Genomic DNA, 26,615 nt, shown 5'->3' on the forward strand with positions numbered 1-26,615 from the left:
AGCAAGGAACCCTCGATGACCACCAGTGCCGACAAACCCCGGCTCGATCCCGCAACCCTGCGCGACCTGACGCAGGACGGCGAAGGCCCGCGCCTGCTGGACGTGCGTACGCCCGGCGAGTTCCGCACCGCTCACATCCCCGGCTCCTACAACGTGCCCCTCGACACCCTGCGCGAGCACCGCGGTGAACTGCTGCACCACCTCGACGAGGACGTCATACTCATCTGCCGCTCCGGCGCTCGCGCCGCCCAGGCCGAACAGGCGCTGGCCGAAGCCGGACTGCCCAACCTGCGCGTCCTCGACGGCGGCGTCATGGCGTGGGAGACCGCCGGAGGCCCGCTCACCCGGGGCCCGGCACGCTGGGACCTGGAACGCCAGGTGCGCCTGGTCGCCGGAACCATCGTGGTGGTCACCGGCATCGCGGGCCTGTTCCTGCCCGGACTGCACCTGATCGGCACGGCCGTCGGGGCCGGGCTGACGGTCGCCGCGCTCACCAACACCTGCGCGCTGGGCATGCTGCTGTCGAAGCTCCCCTACAACCGCGGCCCGCGCACTGACATCGACACGGTTGTCGCCGTCCTGCGAGGACCGTCGTGATCGCCCTGGTCGTCGCCGCGTCCCTGCTGATCGGGGCCGGCTTGGGCGTCCTGGGCGGGGGCGGGTCCATCCTGACCGTGCCGGTCCTCGTCTACCTCGCCGGGATGGGGACCAAGGAGGCCATCGCCACCTCGTTGTTCGTCGTCGGCGTGACCAGCGCCGCCGGAGTCGTCCCGCATGCCCGCGCCGGACGGGTGCGGTGGCGCACCGGGCTGTTGTTCGGCGTGGCCGGCATGAGCGGCGCGTACGCGGGCGGCCGGCTGGCGGCGTTCGTCCCCGGCACCGTGCTGCTCCTCCTGTTCGCCCTCATGATGATCGCCACCGCCGCCGTCATGATCCGCGGCCGACGGAAGCCGCAGCAGATCCGCCACGAACTTCCCATAGGACCCGTCCTGTGGAACGGCATCGCCGTCGGCCTCGTCACCGGGCTCGTCGGTGCCGGCGGCGGCTTCCTCATCGTCCCCGCGCTGGCCCTGTTCGGCGGGTTGCCGATGCCCGTCGCCGCCGCCACGTCGTTGCAGGTGATCGCCCTCCAGTCGTTCGCGGGGTTCGCCGGGCATCTCTCCGGCGTGCACATCGACTGGACGCTGGCGGCCGTCGTCACGTCGACAGCGGTCGTCGGCAGCCTGATCGGCGGCCGTCTCGCCGGGCGCATCCCGCAGGACGCGCTGCGCAGGGCCTTCGGCTGGTTCGTCGCAGCCATGGGCGTCTTCGTGCTGGCCCAGCAGATCCCCCCGGGTGTGCGCCACACCCTCGTGACGAGTCCATGGGCCTGGTCCACGACGGCCGCGACCGCCGGGGCCCTGTTCAGCTGGTACGTGCTGCGCCGCTCCGGGCGAACGCCGGACCGGGACGACGAAGCCTCAGGCCCTGCGGGCGGGGGAGACGGACGGACGGACCTGCGTCCCTCACGCCAGGACACGACGTCCAGCCACGCCACCCGTTCGCCGCTCGACACATAGCAGCGCATCCCCGCCTCCGACGAACACGCCCCAAGGAGATGTCCCGTGAAGGACACGGCAGTCGTGAACGAGGAAGACGACTCGCGGGCCGAAGTGCTCAACCGGCTGCGTCGGGCGCAGGGACAGCTGGCCGCGGTCATCGCCATGATCCAGGCGGGACGCGACCGCAAGGACGTCGTCACCCAGCTGGCCGCGGTCTCCCACGCCCTGAACCGGGCCGGCTTCAAGATAGTGGCGGGTGGCATGCGCCAGTGCCTGACCGAACGGCAGCAGGGACACATCCCTCCGCTGACCGAGGCCGAACTGGAGAAACTGTTCCTGGCTCTCGCGTGATCCCGGGCGCCATATCTCAGGGGGCTCCCCCCCGTCATCACCGGGTCGGCCATCGGGCCGGGCGGCCGCTGCCCCGGCACCCGCCCGGCCGGTCCATCGACACCAGCGGCAGACCCGCGCGCCCGCCAACACGTCCAGGCCCGACTCATGAGCCGATTCCCGGAGGTCCCGTCCGATACACCGGCGACGGCAGCGGCAGAGGCGTTCACGCACTTCGCGGACGCGCGCGTTCGGCACTACGTTCCCGTTATGGCCTTCAAGCGCGCCTCGCGGCAGTAGTCCGCCGGCTTCGACACCCGGGGCGATGCAGGCGGTGCGGCATGAGACCGGCCCCGAAGTGCGTTCTCGACCGATCTCGTCCCTGCAACGCCTGCATCGCCCCGGACCCCAGCAGCTGTCCTTACCCGTATCTGCTCGCCGGGGACGACGCGGAGGACCCGGACGACCGTATCGGTACAGGCGAGCATTCCACTCACCCGGAGGAATAAGGTGCACACGATGGACGCAGCGGACTGGGACGAGCGGTATCGCGGCAGCGAGCTGGTGTGGAAGGCCGGGCCCAACCGGTTCGTCGAGGAGGAGCTGGCCGGTCTGGAGCCGTCCGGGCGGGCGGTGGACATCGCCGCGGGCGAGGGACGCAACGCCGTCTGGCTCGCGGAACGGGGCTGGGACGTGGATGCCGTCGACTTCTCCGCCGTAGCGCTGGAGAAGGCCGAGTGGCTGGCCGTCGACCGGGGTGTGCGGCTGCATACCGTCCGCGCCGATCTCATGGCCTGGGCTCCCCGCGAGGCGACGTACGACCTGGCACTGTTCGCGTATCTTCACCTGCCGTGGCCGGACATGGCCCAGGTACTGCCCAGGGCCGCCAGTGCCGTACGCGAGGGCGGAACCCTGCTGCTCGTCGGCCACGACGCGGCCAATCCCGAGCACGGTCACGGCGGCCCGCAGGACCCACGCGTGCTGTACACCGCCGAGCAGGTCGCCGACCTGTGGCGACCGTACGCCGACATCCTGCGGGCCGAGACGGTCACCCGCCCGGTGACGGACGCCGAGGGCGTCGACCGCACGGCCCTCGACGCGCTCGTCCGCGCCATACGCAGATGACGGCCGCGTGCAGGGAACAACGCTGCCTCACACGACGCTGACACTGATACCCCGCCAGGTATCTGAGTCGCAGCCGACACGACACCCGCCGGGAACCGTCACCGACCCGGCGAAGGAGCGTGAGAGCAATGGCTACGGCAGGACACGACCGTCCCCCTACGAGCGAGGACGGCTGCATCGTGACCACCTGCGGGCGCAGGATCGCCGTACGGCGCCTGCGGCTCGCGCCCGCGGACCGGCCCATCAGCCGGGTCACCCTGGACGTGGGCAGGGACCAGGGCGGCGAACCGGGTGTGTGGGCGGCGCTCACCTCCGACGAGGCGCGTGACCTGGCCCGTCTGCTCCTTCTGCACGCCGGCTTGGCCGAGCGCGGCACCGAGCCCGTCGTTCCGACGCGCGGGCACTCCCTCTCGCCCTGACCAGGCGTCTCACCGGATCACTCCAGAGCCTTCAGATACTCCCGGTCGCGCAGGAGTTCCAGGCGGCGCCAGAGCACGGGGTGGTCGGAGGACTGGCTGGCGATGGGGGTCCCTCCCGGTCGAGCGAAGCCGAGACTGGGGGAAGGTGATGGCACGGCTTTGGCGTTGCCGCGGCACCGGTTCGACGACACGGCACCCGGCCGGGTCCCGCCCGGTGAAGGACGTGCCGAACTCGGCGTTCCACCGGTCCGCCACGTCCTGCGGCAGGGCCGGCACAGCACGGTGACACCGGCCCGGCGGGCGGCGAACAGCGCGGCGCTCGTGGCCTGTCGGTCGTCCGGGTGGCCGGTGACACCCCCGTGTCGAACACCAGCAGATGGCTGGGGTGCTGCTCGCCGATGAGGCGGGTCACGTCCGCGGCGAGGCGGGGCACCGGGATGTCGTCCAGAGCTCCGTCCGGATGTCCGGTCAGTTCCACGCGTGCTATGCCCAGTTCACCTGCGGCGCGGGCGAGTTCGTCCGCACGTACGGTGTGCAGGTCGCCGGGCCTGCCGTGCAGGGTGGACGCCTCGCCGTGGGTGAAGCAGAGGACTGCCGTGGGCACGCCGCTGTCGGACAGCAGGGCCAGGAGGCCGCCCAGGCCGAACGACTCGTCGTCGGGATGGGCGACCACCACGAGCACACGCCGTATTCCGTCCGGCAGACCGTATCCCGTGCCTGTGCCGGCCATCTCAGGTGTAGATGATCTGGCCGCTGGCCGCGTGCTCGTAGAACTCGCCGACGGTGATGATGCCCTGGACCTGCTCGACCAGGTCGTCCTTGCCGAGTTCGAAGAGGTCGACGGACGCCTTGCAGGCGTAGATGCCGGCGCCCGTATCGGCGATCATCTCGATGAACTCGGGGATCGGCGGGATGTCTAGCTTATCCATCTTGCGTTCCATGTACCGGGTGACCAGGTCCGGGACCCCTGGCATGCCACCCAGCAGGGTCGGCAGGTGCAGGCCGGGGTTGCCGACGGTGGCCAACTTGATGTGCTCCCAGCGCTTCTTCGTGATCGCGTCCAGGCCGAAGAAGGTGAAGAACAGGTCGGCCTCGATGCCTTCGGCGCGGGCGCCGTTGGCCATGATCAGAGCCGGGTAGATCCCTTCCAGGGACCCCTTGGAGACGATGATCGAGACCTTCTCGATCGTTGCGGTGTCGGCCATGACAGCTCGCGCTCCTCAGATGCAGCCGCGGGGCTTGGGGATACCGGCGATCTTCGCGGCGGTCTTCGCCGGTCCCTTGGGGAAGAGCAGGTAGAGCTCCTTGACGCTCACGCCGGAGGTCTTGCCCAGGACACGGACGGTGGGTCCGGTGCCCTTCTCCGCGTACTGGGTGCGCATGAAGCGGATGACCGTCCAGTGCCGGTCGGTCAGTGTGTCAATGCCGGCTTCCTTGGCGATCTGCTCGGCCATCGGCTCGGTCCACCGGCCGGGGTCGGTGAAGAAGCCTTCGTCGTCGACCGGGACGGGGGTGCCGTCGTAGGTGGCGGTGGGCATGGCGGTGCTCCTCTGGTTCAGGCGTGGGTGCGGTGTTTGCCCTGCTCGGGCATGGCCGAGCCGAGGCCGGGCAGCTCCCGGCCGGGCAGCAGGTTGTGCCAGTACAGCCACTCGAAGGCGAGCTTGCCGAGGTGGTTGGCGTGCGACTCCTTCAGCAGCGGCAGCCCGACCGGACCCGGGAAATGGCCGGGCAGCGGTTCGGTGTCGTAGTTGAAGTCGATCAGCAGGGCCTTGTGGAAGCCGGTCTCCACGAAACAGTTGGCGTGCCCGTCGAAGGAGGCGTCCAGCGGCCGCCCGGCCAGGAACCGGCCGATGTTGTGCACCAATACCTCCCCCTCGAAGTGCGCCACCGATCCCGCCTTGGATGCCGGCAGTCCCGCCGCGTCCCCGATCGCGAACACCTCTGGCCGGTCGGGGTGCTGGAGGGTGTGCGGGTCGACGGGGACGAAGTCCAGCTCGTCACCCAGCCCCGCCGAGCGTCCGACGTAGCCGGCCCCGCCGTGCAGCGGCACGACGACCGCCAGGTCGAAGGGGATCTCGCGTTCGTCGTAGGACACCAGTCGGCCGCCGGCGCCGTCGACCTCGCCGAGCGTGAATTCGGAGACCAGCTCGATGCCCTTCTCCGCCAGCAGCCCGCCCAGCGCCTTCGCTGCGACCGGCTTGGTGAAAGCGCCGTCGAGCGGGGTGGCGTAGATCAGCTGGACGCGGTCGCGGATGCCACGCCGCTGGAAGTACCAGTCGGCGAGGAACGCGAACTCCAGGGGCGCGACGGGGCACTTGAGCGGCAGGTCCGCGACGTCGATCACGACGCGGCCGCCGTCGAAGCGCTCCAGGACGTGGTGCAGGCCGATCGCGCCGGGCTGGTCGTAGAAGGTGAAGACCTTCTCGCCCCAGCCCGCGCCGGTCAGCCCCTCGGTCTTCTCCGGAAGCAGCGCGGCCCCGGTGGCGATGACCAGCACGTTGTAGTCCAGCCGGATACCTCCGGCGAGGTGCACCGTCCGCGCCGGCAGGTCGACCCGCTCGATCCGCGCCTGCTTGTAGTCGACGCCGACATGCAGCTGCCGGGGGCGGGACCGCACGAGGTGGTGCGGCTCCGCCAGGCCGAAGGGGACGAACAGCAGGCCGGGCTGGTAGACGTGGTCGTCGTCCTGGTCGACGACCGTGATCCGGTATCCGCTCTCGTCGTACGTGCGGCACAGGCGGTTGGCCGTCATGGTGCCGGCGGTGCCGCCGCCGAGAATCACGATGTGTTTGCCCATGTCTCCACTGTCGTGCGGGAGATAACAGCGGGGCATGGGCCACTCGGACCCAGTCGGGTACCCACCCGGGTATGCCTTCGGCGGCGCCCGACACGCCCCAGGGGCCGCTTAGCCGCGCGAACCCACTGGAAAATTCCCGGCAGGGTATACCAGCGCGACAGCGGGCACGAGGGCCGAACGGTCCTCGGCGCACCCCGTCGGCCCCTCGCCCCGCCCCCGTGCTCAGCGGTCGACTGGAATCCGGAGCAGCCGACACCAGCGAGAAGGGCCCGGCCATGACCGGCAGCACACCCCAGTCCCTCAGCACGAGCCGTCCGCAGCCCGTGGACGACCATCGCCTGGAGGTCATCCACGCCGAGCAGGACGCCTACACGGTGGACATCCGCGGGCACCGCCTCCGGGTCGACCAGCCTCTGGAGGCGGGCGGCACGGACACCGCACCCACCCCGACCGAGCTCTTCGCGGCCTCCCTGGCAGCCTGCGTGGCGTTCTACGCGGGCCGCTACCTCCAGCGGCACGGCCTGCCCCGCGCCGGGCTGCGCGTCCGCGCGGAGTTCACCATGGCCGCCGACCGCCCGGCGCGCGTCAGTTCCCTGCGCCTCGTGATCGCCCCGCCGCCGGATCTCCCCGAGCAGCGCCGTGCGGGCCTGCTGGCCGTGGCCTCGCACTGCACGGTCCACAACACCCTTCACCAGCCGCCCGAGGTCGACATAGAGCTGGAGTCGTGAGCACGTCCTCGACACCGGATGTGCCGTCGGCATGGCCGGCCCGCATCCGGGCCGGCCTCATCGGCGACGATGAGGTGCTCGACGGCCCCTTCGGCCCGAAGCGGATCGTCTACGCCGACTACACCGCCTCCGGCCGCTCGCTGGACTTCATCGAGGACTTCGTCCGCGAGCGGGTGCTGCCGCGCTACGGCAACACGCACACGGAGAGCTCCAGCACCGGGTTGCAGACGACCCGGCTGCGCGAGGACGCCCGCCGGATCGTCCGCGACGCGGTGGGAGGCATCGAGGACGACCTGGTGGTCTTCTGCGGTTCGGGCGCCACCGCCGCGGTGAACAAGCTGGTCGGCATCCTGGAACTGCGCCGCCCCGAGAAGCCGCCCGCGGCCGAGCGCCCGGTGGTCTTCGTCGGGCCGTACGAGCACCACTCCAACGAACTGCCCTGGCGTGAGTCGGTCGCCGACGTCGTGGTCGTCGGCGAGGACCCGGACGGACACGTCGATCTCGCCCGGCTCGAAGCGGGCCTGCGCAGGTACGCCGTACGGCCGCTGCGCATCGGCAGCTTCTCCGCCGCCTCCAACGTGACCGGCATCCTCACCGACGCCGATCGCGTCGCACGGCTGCTGCACGCGTACGGCGCCCTCTCCTTCTGGGACTACGCTGCCGCCGCCCCGTACGTCCCGATCCGGATGAGGGAGAGCCCTCCCGGCGCGGGCGACCACAAGGACGCGCTCTCCCTGTCCCCGCACAAGTTCGTCGGCGGCCCGCAGACCCCAGGGGTCCTCGTCGTACGCCGTGAGCTGGTCCGCAACCCTGTGCCCACCGCGCCCGGCGGCGGCACCGTCGCCTTTGTCGACCCGCTCGGTCACCGCTACCTCGACGACCCGGTCGCTCGCGAGGAGGGCGGCACCCCGGCGATCGTGGAGTCCATCCGCGCCGGGCTGGTCTTCGCCCTCAAGCAGGCCGTCGGGACCGACACCATCCAGGCCGCCGAGGAGCGGCACTGGAAACGTGCGCTCGCACGCTGGGACCGCAACCCCGGCATCCAGATCCTCGGCAACCACCACGCCCGACGGCTTTCCATCATCTCGCTCCGCATCCGCCTCGGCGAGGGTTCCTATCTGCACCACAACTACGTCGTCGCCCTGCTCAACGACCTCTTCGGCATCCAGGCCCGCGGCGGCTGCTCGTGCGCCGGACCGTACGGCCACCGCCTGCTCGCCATCGCCGCGGCCACCTCCCACGCCCTGCTCGACGAGGTCGAGCACGGCTGCGACGGCATCAAGCCCGGCTGGACCCGCGTCAACTTCAACTACTTCATCAGCGACACCGTCCGCGACTACCTCATCGACGCGGTCGACCTGATCGCCACGCACGGCCACCGGCTGCTGCCCGACTACCGCTTCGACCCGCACACCGGGCAGTGGCGCCACCGCGACGGCCCCGCCGGACCGGCGCTGCGGCTGACCGATGTGCGCTACACCGCCGACGGCCGGCTGATCGCCCCAGCGCCCCGCCACCGCCGGCTGGGCGAGGAAGCACTTACCGGTCAACTCGCCCGCGCCCGTACCGTGTTGGCCGCCCGTTCCGACCACCTGGACGACGGCCCAACCGGGCTGCCGGCCAACTTCGAGCGCATGCGCTGGTTCCCGTTGCCGCCCGCCTGCGTGGAACAAAACCGACCCGGCAGCGGTTGAACCGAGTGGATTCAGATACCCCACCGGGTATAAGGGAGGAGAGGGGACCCATGGCGACCGTCGAACTGACCAGGGACAACTTCGAGGAGACCGTCACAGGCTCGGGAATCGTGCTGATCGACTTCTGGGCGGCCTGGTGCGGACCGTGCCGGATGTTCAGCCCCGTCTACGAGGAGGCCGCCGAGCGTCACCCGGACATCGTCTTCGGCAAGGTCGACACCGAGGCGCAGCCCACAGTCACGGGGGCCTTCCGGATCTCGTCCATCCCCACACTCGTCGCCGTCCGCGACCGGACCGTCCTGTATGCGCAACCGGGCGCGCTGCCGCCGCCGGCGCTGGAGCAGTTCATCGGCAGGATCCGGGCCGTCGACATGACGGACGTGCGCCGGAAGGCATCGGGCTCAGCGGGAGCGAACTGACGCTCGGGGCACCCACGGAGTCTTCACGGGTGCCCCTGGAGCGCAGTGTTCAGCGACTGCGGAGGGCGGCGAGCGCGGCGTTCAGGTCGGCCGCGCGCGGCCGGTTGTGCGGCAGCTTGCCGAGCACGGCCGCCATGCCGCAGGTGTTCGTGAGGGCGGAGAAGACCAGGCCGCCGGCGACACCGGCCGAGATCAGCAGGAGGGCCGGGTGCACGAACGCCCCGAGGGCGACGCCGAGCAGGACCAGGGCGCCGGCGGTGAAGCGCACCTGGCGTTCCATACTCCAGCCGGCCCGGGTGTCGCAGGCCGCCGGAGTGTGCAGTTCGTGTCCCTCGGCGGCCCAGGCGCCGGTGCCGCCGGCGAGGGTCGCCGTGGTGATGCCCTGCTCGGCCAGGAGCTTGCAGGCGTTCTCGGAACGGGCGCCCGAGGCGCAGACGACGAGGACGTCACCGCGCTCGGCGGCCTGCCGTATCTCCGGCAGCGCCCGCCGGATGTGGTCGAGGGGAATGTTCAGGGCGCCGGGCAGATGCCCGGAGGCGTACTCGGCGGGCGTGCGCACGTCGATGACGGTCAGCTCGTGCAGCCGGATGCGGGCCTGGTCGGTACCGAGGGCGACGGGAGCGGGGTAATGGGTCATGACAGGTGTGATCCTTGGTGGTCGATGCCGTCCCGAACCGGGACGTACAGTACCCCTAGGGGTATTTTTCGAGGAGTGGTCGTGGAACTGGATCTTGCGGGTGCGGAGCTGAAGGCCGTACTGAACCGGCTGCGCCGGGCACAAGGTCAGATCTCCGGTGTGATCCGGATGATCGAGGAGGGGCGGGACTGCGAGGAGGTCGTCACACAGCTCGCCGCAGCCTCGCGCGCGCTGGACCGTGCCGGTTTCGCGATCATCGCGACGGGCCTTCAGCAGTGCGTGACGGACATGGAGTCCGGCCGTAAGAACGGCGAGGACCCGGAGGCGATGCGGGCCCGGCTGGAGAAACTGTTCCTGTCCCTGGCGTGATCATGCGTCACGGTATGCCTCATACCACCGCGTCGACGAGCATGAAGGCGGCGACGGCCAGCAGCACCAGGGCGAAGATCCGCTGAAGAGTGTGCCCGGAGATCTTCGCGGACAGCCGCTTGCCGTCCCAGGCGCCGAGGATCGCGGCCCCGACGAAGGGGCCCACGAGGTCCTAGAGGCGCGCACCGCCGCCGCCCCGGACAGACCCAGTCCCTTGTGCTTCTCCTGCGGCAACAGCTACGAGGAGCTGGTCGCATGCGAGTACGGCTGCGGAAGTGTGGTGGTGCCCACCAAAGACGGCCGCCGCGATCTGTGCCCGATGTGCTTTGAGCATGCTTACGGTTTCGACAAGCCGTGAATTCGACGCTGCTTCCTCAGCATGACACGGACGTCGGCGAACTCTTCTCCGTACAACGAGGGACGGAAGCGGGAACGAACCCACGGGATCTCGCACACTTGCACAGCGTTGGTCCGAACCGGACGACAGCCTCGCTCGGCGAGGCCGTCTGACACGTTCAGCATGGCGTCGTGGGGCTGCGCGTGATGCGGATCGAGGTCCAGTCCGGCGTGCCGCCGTCTGTAGTGGTGTCGACCGCGTCGGAGGTGCCGCCCATGAGCTCGACACACAGTGTCCCGCTGGTGTCGACCGAACCGTTCGCGCGCAGCAGGGTGACGACGACGCCGAACTGCTTCATGGTGCCGGTGTCGGAGGAGTGGGAGGTCACCGTGCCGGCGATGTAGATCTGCTGGTCGTTGATGTCATACCCGGAGGGGTCGGCGTTGGTGAGGTTCACCGTGTAGTCGCCGAGCGTGTAGGTGCGGGCCAGGGCCCGGTGCTGGAGAGCAGCGAGAGCCGCACTGGCCGAGGCCGACGCCTTGGCGGCAGCGGACTGGGATGCTTCAGCCTCCGCGGCAGTGTCCTCGGGCGTGGGTGTAGGGTCCGGGCCAGCCGCCGGGTCTGATGTGTCGCCTGCTGGCGATCCGGCGGAAGGGGCGTCGGCGGCGTTGTTGGCGCCGGGCTGAGCCTCCGCGGCTGCCCGGACGTTCAGCGCGTAGCAGGCTCCCTCGCTGTTGCCGTACTTGGTCGGGTTCATCGGGAAGCTGATGACCTTTGAGTCATGGGGTGCGAGGGTGTATCGCGCCGGATTGCCGTCCTGGCCCTGCAGCGTCACACCGTCAACCTGGGCTGCGAAGCTCTCCGTGTGGTCCGCCTCGTTCACGAACTGGATCTGCGCAACCCTGGCGGGCAGCATCGGACCGCCGTCATAGTAGAGTTCCGACCGCGAGCAATCGACCACGGTGACGGCGATGTTGCTGTTCCCGCCGTCGCCGGAGGTAGTCCAGTAGACGGTCCCCGCCACGGCCAGTCCGGCAGCAGCACCCATCACCACGTACCGCACGGCCGTGGGGCGGCGGGATGACGGCGGGTACGCGGGCATGGACGGAACCCTCTTTGGCAGGCCCTCCCGCGCTGCCGCCCAGCCCTCGATGTACGTGTCGATGCACTCCTGGCAGGTCGCCTGCTCGGGCTCGTCCGCCCGGGACACCCCACGCCCCAGGGGTGCGTCGCACATCGCGACGGCGTCACCAACCAGGGCGATGTGCACAACCTCCGCCACGACCCATACCCCCCCTCAATTCCGGCCGCGAATCCTCACAGGGCCGCCACATTTTTGTTGAGTGGTGCACAATCTACAGGTGATCTACGTGTACACCCGCGGGGGCGACCCCGGCCCTGGCGCGCTTCTTGAGCCGGGAGACCATCCACGTTGTCGAGGTCAATCAGCCCGACCGCGTCCTGCGCCGCAAGCACGGCAAGACCGACGCCGTCGATCGGTGAACGAGACATACGCGTTCATCGAGGCGATGAAGACCACCCATAGTGTCGCTTTCCTGTGCCGGCTGCTGAAGGTGGCCCGCTCCTCCTTCTCCGCCTGGCTCGCCTCGGCGAAGACCCGAGCCGCCCGGCAGACCGCCGACGAGGCCCTCACCCACGAGATCACCGTCATCCACGTCGCCTCCCGCCAGACCTAAGGCGTCCCGCGCATCCATGCCGAACTGCGGCGTCTGGCACGGCGCGTGAACAGCAAGCGGGTCGCCCGAGTCATGTGCGAGCGGGGCATCCAGGGCGCCCATCGCCGCAGGCGGCACTCGCGTCATCGACGCGCCGCTGATGGCCGCGGGACGCGGCCGGCTCCAGCCCGCCCGCATAGCGCATTCGGACCGCGGCAGCGAATACAACGTCCGGTCAATTCCAATGATTGATAGGCAAGTTGAACCTCCGGCAAAGCTGCGGCCGCACCGGATCACGCTTCGACAGCGCCGCCGCGGAGAGCTTCTGGACCCTCCCCAAAGAAGAGATCTGAACCCGTGCATGGCCGGACCGGGCCACCGCCCGCACAGAGGTCTTCGCCTTCATCGAGACGTTCTATAACCGCCGCCGCCAGCACAAGGTCTTCGGCTACCTCACCCCAGCTGAGACCAGGCAGCGGCACCAACACGCCCTCGCGACATAGAGATCAAGTCTCCAAGATCAACGATCACGGGGAAACTTCAGTCAGCCATGACGGGCACGCCCCCCCCCGTTGATCACAGAGCGTCCACAACTCCATGACCCTGAGGCACTATGCCTGGCCTGCTACCGGGATGTTCAACGCCGCCTACCTGCGCGACAGTCTCAGGTCGCGGCCCGGGACCACCCGGCCTAGTCTGTCAGGGAGGCTTTCGTGCGCCACGTGCCGCGCGGCCGCATCGGCCCTGAGCCAGGTTCTCTCTGACTAGTCCGACGACACCACGCAAAGATCATGAGTAACAGTACTGTCGACTGCGACAAATGCCTCAAACGCGGACAGAAGCCCGCCCCGACCACATGCGTCCTGGTTAAGCAACGAGAAGTGGAGTCACTCGGCTGAGTCGGTGACGGCTTGTGACCAGTGATCTGCTACGGGCCAAGGAGAAAGCCATGCATGCGAAGCGACTCAGCATCCTTCTGGCAAGCCCGGTGGCTGCCACAGCACTTCTGCTCCCGCTGTCCGCAAACACGCAGGCATTCGCGGCACCGTCTGCCCCGGCGGCGGTTGTGCAGCCCGGCTCCCTGAGGATCGCTCCCTACGACCAGGGCTACAAGGACGGATACCGGGACGGCCTGGTATACGCCCGGGACTGTGTCCGCGGCGACTCCCGTGGACGGAGCGGTAAGCCCGGGGCGTCCGCTGAGTACAACCGTGGCTATGTCGCTGGCATCATCGCGGCCTACCACTCCGTCCACCGGACCCACTGCGGATTCGGACCCCGCTGACTGGCACGCCCCTGCTGCCGGGCCTCCAAAGGCCAACCGGCCGAGCAATCGGAAGCCGCCGCAGTCACGCGGATCGTTCTTCCCCAGTTCTTGCACCTCTCCACCCCCAACAGGCGCCGCCACCCCCAGCGCGCAGCTTCCACATCATGGCTCACCCGTGTCATGCCTCAGTCGTCTTGAGTCCTTCTGGGAGATCGGCCGACTTCAGCGCTCTCGAAATGCGCGGAGAGGGGCCAGGATCGGTCCTCCACGGACCGCTGGCCATATGCGGGAACGATCGGCGGCATCGAGGCCGACACCGCCTACGGCTGGCTCCTGCGCCGCAGAACGAGCGAAGCGCCCGGCATACGGTACGTCTCGTCGTACCGTCGTCGCAGGTCGGGCCGCCGAGCGAGTCCGCGCGCAGGTACGGCGGTCTCCTACGCATCGACCTGTACGAAGTGGCGGGGGTCACGCCCGCTCACCGTCGTGTCAGCGATGTCGCCGGCGTCGGGCACCGTCCCCGGACCGATCGGGCAGATGATCACCACGGTCTCGTCAAGCGGGCGTCAATCCAGCAGACCGTCGCGCTTCGTCCGTCACCCCCACCGACGCCGAACGCGATCGGCGCGGGCGACTCCCATCGCAAGCAGGGCGAACGGTTCGTTCAACTCCCTTGGCATACTGAGGATCCTGCGAGGAGACCCGACATCCGGCGGCTGGTCAGAACCGAATCTCGACGGCGCGGCCTTCCGCGTCGAGTTCAGACACCTCGGGAACCCGGTCCGCGGTCCCCAGTGCGATCCGGTGTGCCGACCAGGCCGCGACGGCAGCGTCGAGTACGTCGTCCGCGGGAATGCGATCCGCCTCACCGAGCAATTCCGGGAGCACGATCCCGGCCTGGGCCAACAGAGAGCGGCGCAGGTGCTGGCCCCGCCAGGTCTTCTTGGCGTAAGCCAGCGGCACCCCGTCGGCCAAGGCGCAGAAGGACACCTCGGGGTGCACCTCATGGACCCGCTCGTCGGCCAGCCAGCATGCTCGAGCCTCAAGCAATTTCGGGGCCAGCGCCCACGCCTGCTGGCTCAGCCGGTTACCGGTGAGCACTCGCGGCCGCCGAGGTCGAGCGGGAGCTGGTGACCGGGTCGTGGCGGCGGCTGGTGTTCGCCGCCCCCGGAGCCGAGCCGGGGCTCGCGGACAAGGCGGCGTACTCGTTCTGTGTGCTGGAGCATCTCCACCGCGCCCTGCGCCGCCGGGACGTGTGCGCCCGTGGCGGGGACCGGTGGGGCGATCCGCGGGCCGAACTCCTGGCCGGGGACCGCTGGGAGTCCGCCCAGCCCACCGTGCTGACGGCGCTCGGCCTGGAGGCGGAGCCCGCCGCGCACCTCGCGGAACTCGCTTCCGCGCTGCACGGCGCGCGACGCGCCGGGGTCGGCCGGGGGATGCCGGTCCGCGGCGACCCGAGGCCGCCGCCCTGCGGCGTGTCCTGACCGAGCGCGCCCAAGGGCCGGGCAGTAGTGCTCACCCAGGGCGGGGAACCCCACTCGGCCACCGGCCTACCTCCGCCACAGGCAGAAGCTTTCCCCCACCGGTCACTCGACGGGCGTGCCGGGGCCGGCTTGCCGCAGGCAGCGTTCCAGGCGTCGCAGATACCCGTTGAAAGACTCTTCCGCAGGCCAGGTCTCGTAGGCGGTGATCGTGGCGGCTACCGCGAGGTTCAGCTGGAGGATGGGAGTCAATTCGTCGGCGCCGGTGCTGCGGGACTCCGCCCAGCGCCTCAGGTCGTTGAAGAACTGCTCGCCGAAGCGCTGGGCCGACTGCGCGAAGGCGGGTGATTGCGCCTTGAGACGGCGTTGCAGCGGCATGCGGTCGCGCAGACTCTCGCAGAAACCCGTCAGGATCGCGGTGAGCGAGTCCCAGAGCGGTTCGTCCGCAGGACGCTCATCCATCAGGGCCTGCCAGTCGAGCCGCTCCTCAGGATCCTGGTCCAGGACCGCGGCATCTTTGCCGGCGAAGTAGTTGAAGAAGGTGGCGCGCGAGACATTCGCCGCCTCCGCGATCTGCTCGACCGTCGTGGCCTCGTAGCCCTGCTCGTCGAAGAGTCGCAGCGCGGCGGTCTGGATGGCACGCCAGGTCGCCAGTTTTTTGCGCTCGCGCAGGTTCATGTGGTTCCTCCCATGAGCCCATACTACGTGCGATTTCTAGACGGATGTATTTCTGGATGAGGCTATCTTTGGACTCGTCTAACTTTCTGGGTTATGGTGAAACCGTCGCCGGGGGCAGCAGCCCCGGGAGGCCATCCCTCAAGGAGAAGCAATGAGCAAGGTCTGGTTCATCACCGGCACATCACGCGGCATCGGCCGCGCCTTCGCCGAGTCCGCGCTGGAGCGCGGGGACAAGGTCGCCGCGACCGCGAGGAACGCGGCGACGCTGGAGGATCTGGTCACCAAGTACGGCGACGACGCGGTCCTGCCACTGGCACTCGACGTCACCGACAAGGCGGCCGTCGCCGCCACGGTGGCCGCGGCGCACGAGAAGTTCGGCCGCCTCGATGTCGTGGTCAACAACGCCGGCTACGGACTGTTCGGCATGGTCGAAGAGGTCACCGAGCAGCAGGTGCGCGACCAGATGGAGACGAACTTCTTCGGCGCGTTCTGGGTAACCCAGGCCGTGCTGCCGATCCTGCGCGCGCAGGGCAGCGGCCACATCGTGCAGGTCTCGTCCGTCGGCGGCGTCGCCGCCTTCCCGTCGCTGGGCGCGTACCAGGCATCCAAGTGGGCGCTGGAGGGCTTCAGTGACTCCCTCTCCCAGGAGGTCGCCGGCGCGGGGATCAAGGTCACCATCGTCGAGCCGGGCGGCTTCAGCACCGACTGGGCCGGTTCCTCGGCTACGCACGCCGTGCTGAACCCCGCCTACGACGCGGTCCGTGAGGCCATGGCGGCCCGTATGGGCGAGGCCCGCTACAGCGAACCGGCCAACGCCGGCGCCGCCCTGCTGCAGATCGTCGACGCGGAGAACCCGCCGCTGCGCGTGATGTTCGGGACCGAGCCCATCGAGATCATCGAGCCGCTCTACGCCGAGCGACTCAAGACCTGGGCCGACTGGCAGCACGTCTCCCGGATCGCGCAGGGCTGACCAACCCGTCACAGCCCGGCCACGCAGGAACCCCTCCCACCCCCTGGGCCTGGCGGCCAACCCTTGCCGAGTGTCGGACTCGTTCGACAGTGACCACACGTGACGTGGTCCTCGGCTTCTCACACATCAGGAGACACAGTTCATGCCCGTACCTCAGACTCCCCGCACGTTCAGTGCGACCACCACCGCCGCCGAAGTGATCGACGGCGTCGACCTGCACGGCCGCCGCGCCGTGGTCACCGGAGCCAGTTCCGGGATCGGGGTGGAGACTGTCCGCGCACTCGCTGCGGCAGGCGCCGACGTCACCTTGGCCGTCCGGAACACCGACGCGGGCGCGCAGGTGGCGGCGCGCCTGGAGGCGGGACTTCCGTCCGGCTCGGGAAAGTTGTCGGTTGGCCGGCTCGATCTGTCCGACCGGTCGACGGTGGCTGCGTTCGTGGCGGCCTGGGACGGTCCTCTGGACATCCTCGTCAACAACGCCGGAGTGATGGCGCCACCCCAGATCGCCCGCACAACTGACGGCCGGGAATGGCAGTTCGGTGTCAACCACCTGGGCCACTTCGCCCTCACCGCCGGCCTTCACCCGGCGCTCGCGGCGGCGGACGGCGCCCGGGTCGTCGCGGTGAGCTCCATCGGGCACCTCTTCTCCCCGGTCGTCTTCGACGACCTCGACTACCGCTATCGCCCCTACGACCCGTGGACCTCCTACGGGCAGTCCAAGACGGCTGTCGTCCACTTCGCCGTGGCCGCCGCCGAACGCTGGGCCGACGACGGGATCAGCGTCAACGCCGTGATGCCGGGCAACGTCGGCGACACCGGCCTGGCCCGCAACACCGACATGGAGGCGGTGGCCGGGATGATGGCCGCGGGCGAACTCGCCCTGCCGCCGGGCAAGACCGTCCAGCAGGGCGCCGCGACCTCCGTCCTGATGGCCGCTTCCCCGGCGGTGGCCGGCGTCACCGGCCGCTACTACGAGGACTGCGCCGAGGCCAAACCCGTCACCGAGCGCGCCGGAGCCATCGCCGGTGTCGCCCCCTACGCCCTCGACCGCGACAACGCCGCGCGTCTTTGGGCCGTATCCGAGTCCTTGATCTAGTGCCCCTCCCGGCACTGGGAGCGACACGTTCGAACCGAGCTGAAATGAGCGAGAAATGACCGATCTGACAGGCAAGACAGCCCTGATCACAGGCTCTGCGCGAGGTCTCGGCAAAGCGATCGCGCTGCGTTACGCGACCCGCGGTGCCAACATCGTCGTAAACTACGCCGCCAACCGGGAGGCAGCGGACGCCACGGTCGCGGAGATCGAGCAGCTGGGCGTCAAAGCGCTCTCCCTACAGGCCGACATGACCAAGGTGTCCGACATCGAGCAGCTCTTCGCCCAGGCCCTTGAGCAATTCGGGCAGATCGACATCGCCGTCGCGAACGCCGGCATCGAACTGATCAGCATTCCCTTCGTCGAGATCACCGAGGAACAGTTCGACCGTCAGTTCGCCATCAACACCAAGGGCACTTTCTTCACCCTTCAGGCAGCGGCCCGTCACGTCGTCGACAACGGCAGGATCATCTACATCAGTTCGAGCACGGCGGCTCTTCCGTTCGCCGGTGAGGCGCTGTACGGCTCGAGCAAGGTGGCGCCGCATTACGTCGTGCGGGTGCTGGCGCAGGAGCTCGCGGACCGGGGCGTCACCGTCAACACCATCATGCCGACGGCGATCGACGGCGCGGGCGTCTTCACCGCGGCCGACCCGAATCACCCGATCCGGCAGTTCGTCACCAGCCAGCCCGGGCGCATCGGCCGACGGATGGGGACCGTGGACGACGTCGCCGACGCAGCCGAGTACCTGGCCTCGGACCTGGCCGGCTGGGTCAGCGGGCAGGGTCTGGTAGTGGCTGGCGGCGCGCTGCAGTGACCGCGTCGCGCCATCGGGCGGCACAGCCAGGGTTGGCCGACGCGCTCGTACCGGTTCTCGGCAGCGAGCACCAGCGGTGGTGATCCCCTGTCACCTACTGCCCGCCTGTCGGTCAGTCGGTGACGCATGAAGCGGACCGCGGGGCCGGTGCGGGTCAGGGCTGGCAGCAGCGGGGGAGGGTGCCGCTGCCGCCGGAGGATCTGCGGGCCGTTCTGGCCCCGGTCGACCCGGTGCGGGCGAGCCTGGACCGGGTCGACCGCCGCCTGGTGGAAGCCGCGGCCCGCAGCGAGCTGGGGCGGGTGATCGGGTTCGCCGGTTGTACGGATGCGCCGCAGGCCCTCGCCGACCGGCTCGCCCGGCGTCTGGCTGACCAGATCCAACGCGATGCCGCAGGAAGAGGACTCACACCCCTGTCGTGTGCCGGGCTCATGATTCAGGGGTGAGGCGGACCCGCTAGGGCCGACGGGCAGTCAGGTCAATCGGTGCTTCCTCACCGACCGCGCGGCGAGCTGGGAGGTTCTGAGCCGAGGTGGCGATCAGGTCTGCCGGAGTGCAGTGGAGGATGTCGCAGAGCGTGGCCAGCACGTCCAGCTGCTGGCAGAACCGCTCCACATCCGAGCGCAGGAACCCCACCCGCGGGTCACTCATCTCATCCACGCGGCACAGCGAACAGCCAGTTCAGTCAGGGTGTCAAATCATGTGACAGCAAACTGTACTCTCTGCATGGTTCCTACTCGACCCCTTCCACGCGATGGACGCCCAGTTCCCGTGCGGCGCAGGCGAGTTCCTCCGCCCGGACCGTGTGCTGGTCGCCGGGCCTGCCGTGCAGGGTGGACGCCTCACCGTCGGGTGAAGCAGAGCGCCGTCGTGGGTACGCGGCCGTCGCACAGCAGGACCAGCAGGCTGCCCAGCCCGGAGCACTCGTCGTCGGGAAGGGCGACCACCGCCGGCACGCGCCGCACTCCGTCCGGCAGGCCGTGCCCGGTACCGGTCTTCTCAGGTGTAGATGATCTGGCCGCCGCCCGCGTGCTCGTAGAACTCGCCGACCGTGATGATCCCCTGGACCTGGTCGACGAGGTCCTCCTTGTCGAGTTCGAAGAGGTCGACGGACGCCTTGCAGGCGTAGATGCCGGCGCCCGTATCGGCGATCATCTCGATGAACTCGGGGATCGGCGGGATGTCGAGCTTGTCCATCTTGCGTTCCATGTACCGGGTGACCAGGTCGGGGACGCCCGGCATGCCGCCCAGGAGGGTGGGCAGGTGCAGGCCGGGGTTGCCGACGGTGGCCAGCTTGATGTGCTCCCAGCGCTTCTTCGTGATGGCGTCGAGGCCGAAGAAGGTGAAGAACAGGTCGGCCTCGATGCCCTCGGCGCGGGCGCCGTTGGCCATGATCAGGGCCGGGTAGATCCCTTCCAGGGATCCTTTGGAGACGATGATCGAGACCTTCTCGATCGTGGCGGTGTCGGCCATGGCGGCACGCTCCTCGATGGCAGAGATGTCAGATGCAGCCGCGTGGCTTGGGGATTCCGGCGATCTTCGCGGCGGTCTTGGCGGGGCCCTTCGGGAAGAGCTGGTACAGCTCCTTGACGCTCACGCCGGACGTCTTGCCGAGCACCCGCACGGTGGGGCCGGTGCCCTTGGCGGCGTATTCGGCGCGCATGAAGCGGATGACAGTCCAGTGCCGGTCGGTGAGCGCCTCGATGCCGGACTCACGGGCGATCTGCTCGGCCATGGGCTCGGTCCACCGGCCGGGGTCGGTGAAGAAGCCCTCGTCGTCGACGGGGACGGCCGTGTCGCCGTAGGTGGCGGTGGGCATGACGGTTCTCCTCATTCAGGCGTGGACGTGGTTCTTGCCGTGCTCGGGCATCGCCGAGCCGATGCCGGGCAGTTCCCGGCCGGGCAGCAGGCTGTGCCAGTACAGCCACTCGAAGGCGAGCTTGCCGAGGTGGTTGGCGTGCGACTCCTTCAAGAGCGGCAGGCCGACAGAGGCCGGGAAGTGACCCGGCAGCGGTTCGGTGTCGTAGTTGAAGTCGATCAGCAGCGCCTTGTGGAAGCCGGTCTCGACGAAGCAGTTCGTGTGCCCGTCGAAGGTGGCGTCCAGCGGCTGCCCGGCCAGGAAGCGGCCGATGTTGTGCGTGAGCGTCTCCCCCGCGAAGTGCGCCACCGAGCCGGCCTTGGACGCCGGCAGCCCGGCCGCGTCCCCGATCGCGAACACCTCGGGATGCTCGGGGTGCTGGAGGGTGTGCTGGTCGACGGGGATGAAGCCCAGTTCGTCGCCGAGGCCCGGGGAGCGGCCGACGTACTCGGCGCCGCCGTGCAGTGGCACGACCACCGCCAGGTCGAAGGGCACCTCGCGCTCGTCGTACGACACCAGTCGGCCGCCCGTGCCGTCGACCTCGCCGAGCGTGAACTCGGTGACCAGCTCGATGCCCTTCGCCGCCAGCAACCCGCCGAGCGCCTTCGCAGCGACCGGCTTGGTGAAGGCGCCGTCCAGCGGGGTGGCGTAGGCCAGTTGGACCTTGTCGCGGATGCCGCGCCGCTGGAAGTACCAGTCGGCGAGGAACGCGAACTCCAGTGGCGCGACCGGGCACTTGACCGGCAGATCGGCCACGTTCACCACGACGCGCCCACCCTCGAAGTGCTCCAGGGCGTCGCGCAGACCCACCGCGCCGGGCAGGTCGTAGAAGGTGAAGACTTTCTCTCCCCAGCCGGCACCGGTCAGCCCCTCGGTCTCCTGCGGCAGCAGCGCGGCTCCGGTGGCGACCACGAGGAGGTCGTAGGCCAGCCGGATGCCACCGCCGAGGTACACCGTCCGTGCGTCCAGGTCGACCCGCTCGATCCGTGCCTGCTTGTAGTCGACGGCAGCGTGCATCTGCTGCGGGCGGGACCGGACGAGGTGGTGCGGCTCGGCCATCCCGAAGGGGACGAACAGCAGGCCGGGCTGGTAGACATGGTCGCCGTCCTGGTCGACCACGGTGATCCGGCATTCGCCCTCGTCGTACATGCGCCGCAGCCGGTTGGCCGTCAGCGTGCCGGCGGTGCCGCCTCCGAGTATCACGATGTGTTTGCCCATGCCCCCACTGTTGTGCGAGAGACGAGGCCCGGACATGGGCCACTGGTCCCCACCCGGTACCCACCCGGGTATACCTTCGGCCCGCCCACCGGCCCTCGCACTCCACCCGCCCGCCGCTAATCCCCTGAGAAAATACCCGCCAGGGTTTACCGCCGCGGCAGCTCGTACGAGGGCCGAACGGCCCCCGCCGTACCCCATCGACCTCTCGATCCGCCACGCCGTCCGCGGTCGACTGGAACCAGGCAGCAGTAGACGCCGACGAGAGAGAAAGTAGGGCCCGGCCATGACCGGCACCGCACCACAGACCGTCAGCACGAACCAGCCGCAGGACGCGGAGGTGCACCGCTTCGAGGTGACCCACGTCGACCACGACGTCTACAGCGTGGACATCCGCGGCCACCGCATCCAGGTGGACCAGCCCGTCGAGGCGGGCGGCACGGACACCGCGCCCACCCCCACCGAGCTGTTCGCCGCGTCCCTGGCGACCTGCGTCGCCTTCTACGCGGGCCGTTTCCTCCACCGCCACGGCCTGGACCAGGCCGGACTGCGCGTCCGTACGGAATTCACCATGGCCACCGACCGGCCCGCCCGCGTGGCCTCCGTGCACGTCACGGTCACCCCGCCGCCCGGACTGACCGAGCAGCGCCGCGCGGCCCTGCTCGCCGTCGCCTCGCGCTGCACGGTCCACAACACACTGCACCAGCCGCCCGAGATCGGCATCGAGCTGGAGTCATGAGGACGCCCTTGGCGCCACCCGCGCCCCCTCTCCTGGACCGCATCCGCCGCGGCCTCATCGGCGACGATGAGGTACTGGAGGGCCCCTACGGCCCCCGACGCCTCGTCTACGGCCCGGCCTCTCCCCCGCTACGGCTGACCGACGTGCGCTTCACCGTCGAGGGACAGATCACCGCACCGGCGGTTGGCCACCGCCGGCCGGGCGAGGAGGCGCTGTCGGGCCAACTCGACCGTGCCCGCGAGGTGTTCGCCCATTGTTCCGACCTCCTCGACGACGGACCTACCGGGCTGCCGGCCGACTTCGAGCGGATGCGCTGGTTCCCGCTGCCGCCCGTCTGCCTGGAACAAACCCGGCCCGGCACCGGCTGAGTCGAATACCCCACCGGGTATACAAGAGGAGACCGGAACACCATGCCGACCATCGAACTGATCAAGGACAACTTCGAGGAGACCGTCACCGGCTCGGAGATCGTCCTGATCGACTTCTCGGCCGCCTGGTGCGGACCGTGCCGCAGTTTCGCCCCCGTCTACGACAAGGCGGCCGAGCGGCATCCGGACATCGTCTTCGGCAAGGTCGGCACCGAGGCCCAGCCCGAACTCGCCGCGGGCTTCCGGATCTCCTCCATCCCCACCCTGATGGCCGTCCGCGACCGGACCGCCCTGCACTCCCAGCCGGGCGCCCTGCCGCCGCAGGCCCTGGAGGAGCTCATCACCAAGATCCGGGCCGTCGACATGGACGACGTACGCCGGCAGGCCGCAGCGGGCGCGAAGGAGCGGAGCTGACGCTTCGGCACACGTCCAGGGCGCACAGCGTCCGTGTGGGCGCCCTGGCACGCGGGGGTCAGCGGCTGCGCAGGGCGGCGAGCGTGGCGTCGAGATCGGCCGCGCGGGGGCGGTTGTGGGGCAGCTTACCCAGGAGGGCCGCCATGCCGCACGTGTCGGTGACCGCGGAGAAGACCAGCCCGCCCGCGATGCCCGCGGCGAGGAGCTGGAAGGCGGGGTGCACGAGCAGACCGAGGACGAGCCCCAGGAGCACCACTGCCCCGGCGGTGAAGCGCACCTGCCGCTCCATGCTCCAGCCTGCCCGGGTGTCGCAGGCGGCGGGACGGTGCAGGTCGTGGCCGTCGGCGGCCCAGGCGCCGGTGCCACCGGCGAGGGTGGCGGTCGGTATGCCCTGCTCGGCCAGTTGCTTGCAGGCGTTCTCGGAACGGGCGCCGGACGCGCACACGACGAGCACGTCACCGCGTTGGGCGGCGTGCCGTATCTCCGGCAGCGCCCGCCGGATGCGGTCCAGGGGGATGTTCAGGGCGCCGGGCAGATGGCCGGAGGCGTACTCGGCGGGCGTGCGCACGTCGATGACGGTGAGCTCGTGGAGCCGGGTGCGGGCCTGGTCGGTGGCAAGGGTGACGGGGGTGGGAGAGCTGGTCATGGCAGATGTGATCCTTAATCGTCGACGCCGTCCCGAACCGGGACGTACAGTACCCCTAGGGGTATTCATAGAGGAGTGATCGTGGAACTGGAGCTTGAGGGTGCGGACCTGAAGGCCGTGCTGAACCGGCTGCGCCGCGCGCAGGGTCAGATCTCCGGCGTGATCCGGATGATCGAGGAGGGGCGCGACTGCGAGGACGTCGTCACGCAGCTCGCCGCCGCTTCACGCGCGCTCGACCGTGCCGGTTTCGCGATCATCGCGACCGGCATGCAGCAGTGCATGACGGACATCGAATCCGGCCGCAAGAACGGCGAGGACGCCCAGCAGATGCGCGCCCGCCTGGAGAAGCTGTTCCTGTCCCTGGCATAGGACCCGCCCGGGCCTGTCCGCTGCGGCGCATCACACCACCGCGTCGATCAGCATGAAGGCGGCCACGGCCAGCAGCACCAGGGCGAAGATCCGCTGCAGTGTGTGCCCGGAGATCTTCGCGGCCAGGCGTTTCCCGTCCCATGCGCCGAGGATCGCGGCCCCGGCGAAGGGGCCGATGACCGCCCAGTCCAGTCCGTCGGCCGTGCCGGCGCGCGTCGCCAGCGCGGCCAGGGAGTTGACGGTGATGACCAGCAGGCTGGTGCCCACCGCGTTCCGCATCCGCATGCCGAGCACACTCACCAGCGCCGGTACGGCGAGGAAGCCGCCGCCGACGCCGAGAACGCCGGTGACCGCGCCCAGCCCGGCTCCCGCGGCAGCGGCCCGGCCCGGCCGTACCGGAACGCTGGTGTCCGCCGGCGGGCGGCTCCGCAGCATGCGGAGTGCGGCCGCTCCCGCCACCACCGCGAAGGCCGCCGTCAGCGCGGCCTCCGGGATACGTCCGGCGAGCGCACCGCCCAGCATCGCCGGGCCGATGCCGGCCGCCGCGAACAGCAGCCCCGTACGCCAGCGGACGTTCCCGTCGCGGGCGTGCGCGGACAGTGCGGTGGCCGAGGTGACCGCGACGATAACCAGGCTCGCGGTGGTGGCCGCGACGGGGGTGAAACCGAGCAGGTAGATCAGGGCGGGGACGGCCAGCACGCTGCCGCCGCCCCCGAGTGCGCCGAGCGCAATACCGATGACCGCACCGGCGGCCAGGGCGAGTATGAGAGTGCTCACGCGACGGTGCCGTTCCCGCCGCGCGGGTCCACCACCGGCAGCCCCGCCGCGGCCCAGTCCCGCATGCCGCCGATCACGTCCACGGCCTCCGCGCCCTGGGCGGCCAGCAGTTCGGCGGCTCGCCGGGAGCGGTTGCCCGAGCGGCAGATCGCGACCAGGGGCCGTGCCTGCGCCTCAGCGGGCAGCCTGGCCCCGGCAGCGAGCGCCGAGAGGGACAGGTGTACGGCTCCGGGGGCGTGCCCCGCCTGCCATTCGTAGGGTTCGCGGACGTCGAGCAACACGGCGCGGGCACCGCTTTCAGCGGCGTTCCCGTTCTTCCCGTGGCCGGTGCGCGCGGCCGCCTCCTGCACGGTCACACGGCCCGGGCCGCCCCGGTCTCGTCGGAAGATGTTCATTTCGGTATCTGGCCCCTGTTTCCCGTATCGGTACGAAGGTTGATGGGCGCCTCTGCGGCACCCGCTGCCGTCAGCTGTTCCGTACGGCGAGTCCGGCCTTCTCGGCCGCGTCGAAGGAGTCGTCCACGGCGACGACGTCACGGCCGGCCGCGTCCAGCAGGGAGGCGGCGATCGCGGCTCGCATTCCGCCCGCGCAGTGCACCCACACCTCACCGGCGGGGAGCTCGTCGAGGCGGCGGTGCAGAAGGTGGACGGGGATGTGGACCGAGCCCTCGATGTAGCCGCCCGTCCGCTCCGAGGCACGCCGGACATCGAGCACGACGAGGCCCTCCGCAGGGTGCCGGCCGGCGAGATCTGCGAACGTGGCGCGCGGGAAGGAAACAGGTGTCTCCCCCTCACACACCCAGCCGCCGGGGTCGCCGGTGGCCGCCGCGGCGGGGCGGTCGATGCCCACGCGGACCATCTCGCGCTGGGCGGCGGCGAGCTGCTCGGGCGATTCGGCGAGCAGCGTCACCGGCTTGCCCCACGGGATCAGCCAGGCGAGATACGTGGCGAGCTGCCCCTCGACCTCGAAGTTGAACGAGCCGGACACATGCCCCGCGGCGAACGCGACACGGTTGCGCAGGTCCACCACCCACTCCCCCGCCGCCAGCCGGGCGGCGATTTCCTCGGCGTCGGCGACGACCGGCGGGGTCAGGTCGAGGGGCGCGGGTCCGGCCGCGTTGACCGGCCCCATGTGCGTGTAGTACGCGGGAATGTCGTCCAGGCCGGCCAGCAGGTCGGCGACGAAGTCGTCCACGTTCCGGGTGAGGGCTTCGTTGGACGTCTTCTCCTTGCCGATGGTCGTGTCACTGCCCTCCGCCTGGGAGGACGAGCAGAAACTGCCGAAGCCGTGCGTGGGCAACACGGCCGTGTCGTCGGGCAGTTCGGCGGCCAGCCGGTGTGCGGAGGCGTGCTGGGCCCGGGCGAGCCGCTCGGTCAGCCGCGGCTCCACGAGGTCGGGACGGCCAACCGTGCCGATCAGTAGCGAACCACCGGTGAACACCGCAACCGCCACGCCGTTCTCCTCCAGCGCATAGGAGGTGTGGTGCGGGGTGTGGCCGGGCGTCGCGAGCGCGCGCAAGGTCAGCCCGGCAGCGGCGTCGAATTCCGTACGGTCGCCGTCGTGCACCGGTACGCGCTCGAAGGAGACGCGGGCCCCGGCGGGAACAAGGTAGGCGGCGCCGGTGAGCCGGGCGAGCTCCAGGCCGCCGGTGACGTAGTCGTTGTGGACGTGCGTCTCGACGACGTGCGAGATCCGCACCCCGCGCCGGGCCGCCGCCGCGATCACCTGGTCCACGTCACGGGGCGGGTCGACCGCCACCGCCGTCCGCTCGCCGCCCGCCAGGTAACTGCGGTTGCCGAGCCCGGCCACCTCGATCGTGTCGACGAAGAACACGAGGGACTCCCTTCCAACGAA

General features: G+C 70.0%; 38 protein-coding genes and 2 pseudogenes. 22 read left to right on the forward strand and 18 right to left on the reverse strand.

Annotated features, from left to right (window positions below; genetic code table 11):
* Positions 1–15 precede the first annotated feature (15 nt).
* From OG568_RS08610 to OG568_RS08630, 6 genes are all read left to right on the forward strand, one after another.
* A complete protein-coding gene (locus tag OG568_RS08610; RefSeq protein ID WP_329530969.1) occupies positions 16–597 on the forward strand; it encodes a rhodanese-like domain-containing protein in 582 nt (193 codons plus the stop codon).
* Positions 594–1,559, forward strand: a complete 966-nt coding sequence (locus tag OG568_RS08615; protein ID WP_329530970.1) for a sulfite exporter TauE/SafE family protein — start codon at positions 594–596, stop codon at positions 1,557–1,559. Before OG568_RS08610 ends, OG568_RS08615 begins: the two co-directional genes overlap by 4 nt.
* Positions 1,560–1,604: 45 nt before the next feature.
* Complete coding sequence (locus tag OG568_RS08620) at positions 1,605–1,892, forward strand: metal-sensitive transcriptional regulator (RefSeq protein ID WP_443077590.1); 288 nt, start codon at positions 1,605–1,607, stop codon at positions 1,890–1,892.
* 51 nt (positions 1,893–1,943) lie between these two features.
* Complete coding sequence (locus tag OG568_RS61370; RefSeq protein ID WP_443077855.1) at positions 1,944–2,171, forward strand: three-helix bundle dimerization domain-containing protein; 228 nt, start codon at positions 1,944–1,946, stop codon at positions 2,169–2,171.
* A gap of 219 nt (positions 2,172–2,390) precedes the next feature.
* Positions 2,391–2,996, forward strand: coding sequence for a class I SAM-dependent methyltransferase (locus OG568_RS08625; RefSeq protein WP_329530971.1), 606 nt, complete (start codon positions 2,391–2,393; stop codon positions 2,994–2,996).
* A 128-nt stretch (positions 2,997–3,124) separates the two neighbouring features.
* A complete protein-coding gene (locus tag OG568_RS08630; protein ID WP_329530972.1) occupies positions 3,125–3,415 on the forward strand; it encodes a hypothetical protein in 291 nt (96 codons plus the stop codon).
* A gap of 17 nt (positions 3,416–3,432) precedes the next feature.
* Here the strand turns inward: OG568_RS08630 and OG568_RS08635 are convergent, their stop codons facing one another.
* The 5 genes and pseudogenes from OG568_RS08635 to sqr (OG568_RS08655) form a co-directional block, all read right to left on the reverse strand.
* Complete coding sequence (locus tag OG568_RS08635) at positions 3,433–3,570, reverse strand: hypothetical protein (RefSeq protein ID WP_329530973.1); 138 nt, start codon at positions 3,568–3,570, stop codon at positions 3,433–3,435.
* A gap of 263 nt (positions 3,571–3,833) precedes the next feature.
* Positions 3,834–4,145 (reverse strand): annotated as a pseudogene (locus tag OG568_RS61375) (PIG-L deacetylase family protein); the annotation flags it as partial.
* A 1-nt stretch (position 4,146) separates the two neighbouring features.
* Complete coding sequence (locus OG568_RS08645; RefSeq protein WP_329530975.1) at positions 4,147–4,620, reverse strand: DsrE/DsrF/DrsH-like family protein; 474 nt, start codon at positions 4,618–4,620, stop codon at positions 4,147–4,149.
* 15 nt (positions 4,621–4,635) lie between these two features.
* The gene (locus OG568_RS08650; protein ID WP_329530976.1) at positions 4,636–4,953 is read right to left on the reverse strand and encodes a TusE/DsrC/DsvC family sulfur relay protein; all 318 of its coding nucleotides are present in this window, start codon (positions 4,951–4,953) and stop codon (positions 4,636–4,638) included.
* A gap of 17 nt (positions 4,954–4,970) precedes the next feature.
* Positions 4,971–6,212 (reverse strand): type III sulfide quinone reductase, selenoprotein subtype, encoded by a 1,242-nt coding sequence (gene sqr / locus OG568_RS08655; protein ID WP_329530977.1) that lies wholly within the window; start codon positions 6,210–6,212, stop codon positions 4,971–4,973.
* A gap of 275 nt (positions 6,213–6,487) precedes the next feature.
* On the opposite strand from sqr (OG568_RS08655), the gene OG568_RS08660 reads away from it, so the two are divergent.
* The 3 genes from OG568_RS08660 to OG568_RS08670 are packed head-to-tail and all read left to right on the forward strand — an operon-like array spanning position 6,488 to position 9,053.
* Complete coding sequence (locus OG568_RS08660) at positions 6,488–6,940, forward strand: OsmC family protein (RefSeq protein ID WP_329530978.1); 453 nt, start codon at positions 6,488–6,490, stop codon at positions 6,938–6,940.
* A complete protein-coding gene (locus tag OG568_RS08665; RefSeq protein ID WP_329530979.1) occupies positions 6,937–8,634 on the forward strand; it encodes an aminotransferase class V-fold PLP-dependent enzyme in 1,698 nt (565 codons plus the stop codon). Before OG568_RS08660 ends, OG568_RS08665 begins: the two co-directional genes overlap by 4 nt.
* A gap of 50 nt (positions 8,635–8,684) precedes the next feature.
* On the forward strand, positions 8,685–9,053 hold the full coding sequence (locus OG568_RS08670) for a thioredoxin family protein (RefSeq protein ID WP_329530980.1): 369 nt from the start codon (positions 8,685–8,687) through the stop codon (positions 9,051–9,053).
* Between the two features lie 49 nt (positions 9,054–9,102).
* Here the strand turns inward: OG568_RS08670 and OG568_RS08675 are convergent, their stop codons facing one another.
* Positions 9,103–9,690, reverse strand: a complete 588-nt coding sequence (locus OG568_RS08675; RefSeq protein WP_329530981.1) for a rhodanese-like domain-containing protein — start codon at positions 9,688–9,690, stop codon at positions 9,103–9,105.
* Between the two features lie 81 nt (positions 9,691–9,771).
* Here OG568_RS08675 and OG568_RS08680 point away from each other — a divergent pair, with 81 nt between their 5' ends.
* Positions 9,772–10,059 carry a metal-sensitive transcriptional regulator gene (locus tag OG568_RS08680; RefSeq protein WP_046729443.1) on the forward strand — a complete coding sequence of 96 codons (288 nt, stop codon included), beginning with the start codon at positions 9,772–9,774 and terminating at the stop codon, positions 10,057–10,059.
* Between the two features lie 19 nt (positions 10,060–10,078).
* Here OG568_RS08680 and OG568_RS08685 read toward each other — a convergent pair.
* Both OG568_RS08685 and OG568_RS08690 read right to left on the reverse strand, forming a co-directional pair.
* Positions 10,079–10,228, reverse strand: a pseudogene (locus tag OG568_RS08685) (sulfite exporter TauE/SafE family protein); the annotation flags it as partial.
* 346 nt (positions 10,229–10,574) lie between these two features.
* Complete coding sequence (locus OG568_RS08690; RefSeq protein WP_329530982.1) at positions 10,575–11,678, reverse strand: hypothetical protein; 1,104 nt, start codon at positions 11,676–11,678, stop codon at positions 10,575–10,577.
* Positions 11,679–11,895: 217 nt separating this feature from the next.
* Here OG568_RS08690 and OG568_RS08695 point away from each other — a divergent pair, with 217 nt between their 5' ends.
* The 3 genes from OG568_RS08695 (at position 11,896) to OG568_RS08700 (ending at position 13,357) form a co-directional block, all read left to right on the forward strand.
* Positions 11,896–12,093: a hypothetical protein gene (locus tag OG568_RS08695; protein ID WP_329530983.1), complete on the forward strand. Its 198-nt coding sequence runs from the start codon at positions 11,896–11,898 to the stop codon at positions 12,091–12,093.
* Positions 12,094–12,105: 12 nt separating this feature from the next.
* Positions 12,106–12,324 (forward strand): IS3 family transposase, encoded by a 219-nt coding sequence (locus OG568_RS61380; protein WP_443077856.1) that lies wholly within the window; start codon positions 12,106–12,108, stop codon positions 12,322–12,324.
* Positions 12,325–13,021: 697 nt separating this feature from the next.
* Entirely contained in the window at positions 13,022–13,357 is a 336-nt protein-coding gene (locus tag OG568_RS08700) for a hypothetical protein (protein WP_329530984.1), read from the forward strand.
* 702 nt (positions 13,358–14,059) lie between these two features.
* On the opposite strand, the gene OG568_RS08705 is transcribed toward OG568_RS08700, so the two are convergent.
* Positions 14,060–14,440 (reverse strand): DUF429 domain-containing protein, encoded by a 381-nt coding sequence (locus OG568_RS08705; RefSeq protein WP_329530985.1) that lies wholly within the window; start codon positions 14,438–14,440, stop codon positions 14,060–14,062.
* A gap of 29 nt (positions 14,441–14,469) precedes the next feature.
* Between OG568_RS08705 and OG568_RS08710 the strand changes: the two genes are divergently transcribed.
* A complete protein-coding gene (locus tag OG568_RS08710) occupies positions 14,470–14,823 on the forward strand; it encodes a hypothetical protein (protein ID WP_329530986.1) in 354 nt (117 codons plus the stop codon).
* A gap of 102 nt (positions 14,824–14,925) precedes the next feature.
* On the opposite strand, the gene OG568_RS08715 is transcribed toward OG568_RS08710, so the two are convergent.
* Positions 14,926–15,498: a TetR/AcrR family transcriptional regulator gene (locus tag OG568_RS08715; RefSeq protein WP_329530987.1), complete on the reverse strand. Its 573-nt coding sequence runs from the start codon at positions 15,496–15,498 to the stop codon at positions 14,926–14,928.
* A gap of 151 nt (positions 15,499–15,649) precedes the next feature.
* Between OG568_RS08715 and OG568_RS08720 the strand changes: the two genes are divergently transcribed.
* From OG568_RS08720 to OG568_RS08735, 4 genes are all read left to right on the forward strand, one after another.
* Positions 15,650–16,468, forward strand: coding sequence for an SDR family oxidoreductase (locus OG568_RS08720; RefSeq protein WP_329530988.1), 819 nt, complete (start codon positions 15,650–15,652; stop codon positions 16,466–16,468).
* Between the two features lie 142 nt (positions 16,469–16,610).
* Complete coding sequence (locus OG568_RS08725) at positions 16,611–17,564, forward strand: SDR family NAD(P)-dependent oxidoreductase (protein WP_329530989.1); 954 nt, start codon at positions 16,611–16,613, stop codon at positions 17,562–17,564.
* Positions 17,565–17,619: 55 nt separating this feature from the next.
* Positions 17,620–18,378 carry an SDR family oxidoreductase gene (locus OG568_RS08730; RefSeq protein WP_329530990.1) on the forward strand — a complete coding sequence of 253 codons (759 nt, stop codon included), beginning with the start codon at positions 17,620–17,622 and terminating at the stop codon, positions 18,376–18,378.
* Positions 18,379–18,497: 119 nt separating this feature from the next.
* The gene (locus OG568_RS08735; RefSeq protein WP_329530991.1) at positions 18,498–18,821 is read left to right on the forward strand and encodes a hypothetical protein; all 324 of its coding nucleotides are present in this window, start codon (positions 18,498–18,500) and stop codon (positions 18,819–18,821) included.
* Between the two features lie 10 nt (positions 18,822–18,831).
* On the opposite strand, the gene OG568_RS08740 is transcribed toward OG568_RS08735, so the two are convergent.
* From OG568_RS08740 to sqr (OG568_RS08755), 4 genes are all read right to left on the reverse strand, one after another.
* Positions 18,832–19,026 carry a helix-turn-helix domain-containing protein gene (locus OG568_RS08740; protein WP_443077857.1) on the reverse strand — a complete coding sequence of 65 codons (195 nt, stop codon included), beginning with the start codon at positions 19,024–19,026 and terminating at the stop codon, positions 18,832–18,834.
* A 348-nt stretch (positions 19,027–19,374) separates the two neighbouring features.
* On the reverse strand, positions 19,375–19,848 hold the full coding sequence (locus OG568_RS08745) for a DsrE/DsrF/DrsH-like family protein (protein ID WP_329530993.1): 474 nt from the start codon (positions 19,846–19,848) through the stop codon (positions 19,375–19,377).
* Positions 19,849–19,876: 28 nt separating this feature from the next.
* Positions 19,877–20,194, reverse strand: a complete 318-nt coding sequence (locus OG568_RS08750) for a TusE/DsrC/DsvC family sulfur relay protein (RefSeq protein WP_329530994.1) — start codon at positions 20,192–20,194, stop codon at positions 19,877–19,879.
* A gap of 15 nt (positions 20,195–20,209) precedes the next feature.
* Positions 20,210–21,451 carry a type III sulfide quinone reductase, selenoprotein subtype gene (gene sqr / locus OG568_RS08755; RefSeq protein ID WP_329530995.1) on the reverse strand — a complete coding sequence of 414 codons (1,242 nt, stop codon included), beginning with the start codon at positions 21,449–21,451 and terminating at the stop codon, positions 20,210–20,212.
* Positions 21,452–21,734: 283 nt separating this feature from the next.
* Here sqr (OG568_RS08755) and OG568_RS08760 point away from each other — a divergent pair, with 283 nt between their 5' ends.
* Genes OG568_RS08760 through OG568_RS08770 form a run of 3 tightly spaced genes read left to right on the forward strand, consistent with a single transcriptional unit; the run spans position 21,735 to position 22,969 of the window.
* Positions 21,735–22,187 (forward strand): OsmC family protein, encoded by a 453-nt coding sequence (locus OG568_RS08760; protein WP_329530996.1) that lies wholly within the window; start codon positions 21,735–21,737, stop codon positions 22,185–22,187.
* Positions 22,184–22,555, forward strand: coding sequence for a hypothetical protein (locus OG568_RS08765; protein WP_329530997.1), 372 nt, complete (start codon positions 22,184–22,186; stop codon positions 22,553–22,555). Before OG568_RS08760 ends, OG568_RS08765 begins: the two co-directional genes overlap by 4 nt.
* Before the next feature lie 42 nt (positions 22,556–22,597).
* A complete protein-coding gene (locus OG568_RS08770; protein ID WP_329530998.1) occupies positions 22,598–22,969 on the forward strand; it encodes a thioredoxin family protein in 372 nt (123 codons plus the stop codon).
* 58 nt (positions 22,970–23,027) lie between these two features.
* On the opposite strand, the gene OG568_RS08775 is transcribed toward OG568_RS08770, so the two are convergent.
* Positions 23,028–23,615: a rhodanese-like domain-containing protein gene (locus OG568_RS08775; RefSeq protein ID WP_329530999.1), complete on the reverse strand. Its 588-nt coding sequence runs from the start codon at positions 23,613–23,615 to the stop codon at positions 23,028–23,030.
* A gap of 81 nt (positions 23,616–23,696) precedes the next feature.
* Here OG568_RS08775 and OG568_RS08780 point away from each other — a divergent pair, with 81 nt between their 5' ends.
* The gene (locus tag OG568_RS08780) at positions 23,697–23,984 is read left to right on the forward strand and encodes a metal-sensitive transcriptional regulator (protein WP_075032675.1); all 288 of its coding nucleotides are present in this window, start codon (positions 23,697–23,699) and stop codon (positions 23,982–23,984) included.
* A 30-nt stretch (positions 23,985–24,014) separates the two neighbouring features.
* Here the strand turns inward: OG568_RS08780 and OG568_RS08785 are convergent, their stop codons facing one another.
* From OG568_RS08785 to OG568_RS08795, 3 genes are all read right to left on the reverse strand, one after another.
* Entirely contained in the window at positions 24,015–24,761 is a 747-nt protein-coding gene (locus OG568_RS08785; RefSeq protein ID WP_329531000.1) for a sulfite exporter TauE/SafE family protein, read from the reverse strand.
* On the reverse strand, positions 24,758–25,156 hold the full coding sequence (locus tag OG568_RS08790) for a rhodanese-like domain-containing protein (protein WP_329531001.1): 399 nt from the start codon (positions 25,154–25,156) through the stop codon (positions 24,758–24,760). The genes OG568_RS08785 and OG568_RS08790 overlap by 4 nt, the downstream gene beginning before the upstream one ends.
* Before the next feature lie 70 nt (positions 25,157–25,226).
* Positions 25,227–26,594, reverse strand: a complete 1,368-nt coding sequence (locus tag OG568_RS08795) for an MBL fold metallo-hydrolase (protein WP_329531002.1) — start codon at positions 26,592–26,594, stop codon at positions 25,227–25,229.
* Positions 26,595–26,615 lie beyond the last annotated feature (21 nt).

The sequence above is a fragment of the Streptomyces sp. NBC_01450 genome (genome assembly GCF_036227505.1).
GTDB lineage: Bacteria > Actinomycetota > Actinomycetes > Streptomycetales > Streptomycetaceae > Streptomyces.